Here is a 3,936-nt window from a genome sequence, read left to right as displayed (position 1 = left end):
ACCCAGCGCGGCCAGTCCTGCCCCTCCGGGCGGTACAGCAGGAGCGTGTGGCCGTGAGTCTCGATGGCCTTGAACCAGGCGGTTTTCTGCGTGCTGGCGTCAGGGCGGGGGCCACTGAGAATCAGCAGGGCGTCGGGAGGTGGCGAGGCCAGCCAGTACTGCAGGGCGGCGCTGCCTTCTTTGGGGACTTTGGGACTATCCAGACGCAGCAGGAGCAGGCGTTGTTCAACGAAAAGCGAACCCGCATCCCGCTCGTCGCGCAAGGCATCCCAGACCGTACCGCCTTGCTGGCCGAGGCGCTGTTTCTGGCCGAAACCATGCTGTGCCGCAGCGGCGATCAGGGCATCTTCCGCCTCCTGCAAGAGTAGGGGCTCATCGGAAAAGAGGCCATATACTGATGCCAGGGGGCCGCGTAAATGGCTGGCCCATTGCGCCGGCTTCAGCCGCATCTCAGGGTGCCTGCTGGCGGAAGCTGGGGCTGTTGAGCACCTGTCGCAGAATCTGCCGTGCGCCCTGCTCCATCAGCAGGCGCTGCACGGTGACCTGCTGCTCGTTGGTGCCCAGTGGGCTGCCGCTGTTGTAGCTGAAGCTGTTCTCCACCAGCAGCGGCTGGGCAGCGAGGAGCACCTTTTGGTCGCTGCCGATAACGCTGAATTCGGCGTGCAGGGTGTTGAGAAACTCCAGAGCGACGCCGCTGCCCGGGCTCATGCTGATGATCCGCTGGCTGACGTACGCGCTGTCGATCTGGATCTGGGGGCCATCGGGCGTTGCCTTGTTGCCGTCCCGCTGCAGTTCGCGATGGACGGCCTCGGCCAGGCTGCCTCCGGCGGGGCCGCTGCCGACGACGCGCAGCCCCGTCAGCTTGGGCGGAATGGTGGCCCCGGTTTGCAGATGAAAGCCGCAGCCGCCCAGCAGCAGAGCCAGCCCCGCCACGAGCCACCAGCGACGCCACTGCCGCGTGCGGCTCATCCCGCCACCACGTTGACCAGACGGCCGGGTACGATGATCACTTTACGCACGGTTTTACCCTCCAGATGGTGCTGCATGGCCGGATGGGCCAGTACCGTCTGTTCGACGCTGGCATGGTCCGCATCAGCGGGAAAATCCATGCGTTCGCGCAACTTGCCGTTGATCTGAATGACCAGTGTCACGGTATCGCAACGCAGTGCCCCGGCATCAGCGACGGGCCAGGACGCATGGCTGATCACGCTGTTTTGCCCCAGTTTCCCCCAAAGCACTTCGGCGATATGGGGCGCAAAGGGGGCCAGCAGCAGGGTCAGGGCGCGCAGTCCTTCGCCCAGTACCGCCCGTAAGTCGGCCGGGGCATCCGCAGGGACCTTCATCAGGCTGTTGGTCAGCTCCATGATGGCGGCGATGGCGACGTTGAAATGATAGCGCCCGTCCATGTTGCGGCTGACCCGATCAATGCACTGATGCACCGCGCGGCGCAGGTCCACCGCCTCGGCGGAGAGATCTGCGGGCAGTGCCGGGGGCGTGGCGCCATACTCGTGGACCAGGCGCCAGAACCGGTTGAGGAAGCGGTAAGCCCCTTCCACGGCGCTGTCCGACCACTCCAGATGCTGTTCCGGCGGCGCCGCAAAGAGGATAAAGAGACGCGCGGTATCGGCTCCGTAGCGGTCGATCAGGCCTTGCGGGTCCACCGTATTGCCCTTGGATTTGCTCATCTTGCTGCCGTCTTTGAGCACCATGCCCTGAGTCAGCAGATGGCGGAAGGGCTCATCGTGGGCGCCGTCGGCGGGCAGCAGGCCGACATCGCGGAGCAGGCGGTTGAAGAAGCGGGCGTAGAGCAGATGCAGCACCGCGTGCTCCACACCGCCCACATACTGATCCACCGGCAGCCAGTCGGCGGCGCGCTGGTCGAGCATCTGCCCGGCATCGGGGCAGGCGAAGCGGGCGTAATACCAGGAGCTCTCGACAAAGGTGTCCATGGTGTCGGTTTCCCGCCGGGCTGCGGCGCCACATTGCGGGCAGGCCACCTGGGTGAACTCGGGGTCGTCCAGCAGCGGCGAACGCGGGTCTTTAAGCTGGTAGTGGGTCGGCAGGATCACCGGCAGATCTCGCTCCGGTACCGGCACGACGCCGCAGTGGGCGCAGTGGATCATGGGGATGGGCGTGCCCCAGTAGCGCTGGCGGGAGATACCCCAGTCGCGCAAACGGAAGTTGACCGTCTTCCGCCCCAGTCCCTTGGCGGCTACGGCTGCGGTGATGCGGCTCTTGGCCTCTTCATTGGCCAGGCCGTCGAAAGTCCCGGAGTTGAATAAGGTGCCGCTGCCGGTGTAGGCCTCCGTCATGGCTTCGCCGCCGGTGACAATACCCTCGGTCTGAATCACCGCCCGAACGGGCAGGCCATATTTGTGCGCGAACTCAAAGTCCCGCTGATCATGGGCGGGCACACTCATCACCGCGCCTTCGCCGTAACCCATGAGCACGAAATTGGCGGTCCAGACGGGTAGCTCCACGCCGGTAAGCGGATGCCGCACGTTCAGGCCGAGGGGATGTCCCTCCTTCTCCTGGGTTTCGATGCTGGCTTCGGAAACGGACCCATGGCGGCAGCGTTCGAGGAAGGCCGCGAGTTCAGCGCTGTTTTCCGCCGCCTGAACGGCCAGGGGATGTTCCGGGGCCACCGCCAGATAGGTCGCCCCCATCAGGGTGTCGGGACGGGTGGTGAAGACCTTGATGACACCGTCGCCAGCGGCCAGCGGGAAATGAATCTCTGCGCCTTCCGAGCGACCGATCCAGTTGCGTTGCATGGTCAGTACCTGCTCCGGCCAGCCCTCGCTCAGGGTGTCGAGGCCGCTCAGCAGTTCTTCGGCGTAGGCGGTGATGCGCAGGAAATACTGCACGATCTCCTTGTGCTCGACCGGCGCGCCGGAGCGCCATCCACAGCCGTCCACCACCTGCTCGTTGGCGAGGACGGTCTGGTCCACAGGGTCCCAGTTGACGGTGCTCAGCTTCTGATAGACCAGACCTTTCTCCCAGAGCTTCACGAACAGCCACTGCTCCCAGCGATAGTAATCCGGCGTGCAGGTGGCGAACTCCCGTGACCAGTCGTAAGACAGGCCCAGCCGCTGCAACTGGCCGCGCATGTGGGCGATGTTATCCATGGTCCACTGCGCCGGTGCCAAACCATGCTTGAGGGCCGCATTCTCCGCAGGCAGGCCGAAGGCATCCCAACCCATGGGCTGCATGACTTCCTTGCCCCGCATCCGCTGATAGCGGGCGATGGCGTCGGCGATGCTGTAGTTGCGCACATGTCCCATGTGCAATTGCCCGGAGGGGTAGGGAAACATGGCGAGGGCGTAGAATTTTTCACCCGAGGGCGTCGCGGCGGCCTTGAAAGTCTGCTGATCGTGCCAGCGCTGCTGCACGGCGGCTTCGAGCTCTTGCGGGGAGTAGGCGGGAGTTTCCATAAATTTATCTTGAGCCGGATACCGAATGTGGCACAAAGGTTGCCATAGGCACCGGGGTGGCGCAATGGTTTACGGCGCCATTTCAGCCATCGGGCAAGGGGTAAGACGGGTTCTGGCTTGGGCATAGGTGGCTACCTGGCCTTCCGCGATCGCCTGTTCACCGCGTGCAATGGCTTCCATATCATTCATAGTGCGTCCACATCCGCAGGACGCGAACTATTTTCTCTTTCGTGAAAACTTCGTACACGATACGGTGCTGAATATTGATGCGGCGAGCGTATGCGCCAGCTAGATCGCCGACCAACTTTTCAAAGGGTGGTGGATTTTGAAATGGATCGTTGGCAAGAACCGCGAGCAGTTCTTGCGCCTTTGATTTAAGGCCACTTGCAGCAAGCTTCTTTGCATCCTTCATTGCATGCTTGGAATAAACAACGTCCCAATTCACCACTCAAGCTCCTTCGAGCTTTTTGGGAGGGGCTCAGCCATACCCGCCTTGATGGACTCG

The 3,936-nt window shown here is 63.2% G+C and carries 4 protein-coding genes; all 4 read right to left on the bottom strand.

Features of this window, described 5'->3' with window-relative positions; translation table 11 throughout:
- On the bottom strand, nt 1-449 hold a 449-nt coding region (locus tag AC2VNK_RS07455; protein ID WP_486883335.1), incomplete at its 3' end, for a DNA polymerase III subunit delta.
- Between the two features lies 1 nt (nt 450).
- Entirely contained in the window at nt 451-969 is a 519-nt protein-coding gene (locus AC2VNK_RS07450) for an LPS-assembly lipoprotein LptE (protein ID WP_486883334.1), read from the bottom strand.
- Nucleotides 966-3,431: a leucine--tRNA ligase gene (gene leuS, locus AC2VNK_RS07445; protein ID WP_486883333.1), complete on the bottom strand. Its 2,466-nt coding sequence runs from the start codon at nt 3,429-3,431 to the stop codon at nt 966-968. The genes AC2VNK_RS07450 and leuS overlap by 4 nt, the downstream gene beginning before the upstream one ends.
- A 181-nt stretch (nt 3,432-3,612) precedes the next feature.
- Nucleotides 3,613-3,879 carry a Txe/YoeB family addiction module toxin gene (locus AC2VNK_RS07440; RefSeq protein WP_014028295.1) on the bottom strand — a complete coding sequence of 89 codons (267 nt, stop codon included), beginning with the start codon at nt 3,877-3,879 and terminating at the stop codon, nt 3,613-3,615.
- Between the last annotated feature and the right edge of the window lie 57 nt (nt 3,880-3,936).

This window comes from Acidithiobacillus sp. TH-A35 (assembly GCF_057473505.1).
The sequence above is the reverse complement of the archived record's forward strand: the minus strand, read 5'-3'. Positions and strand labels throughout refer to the sequence as shown.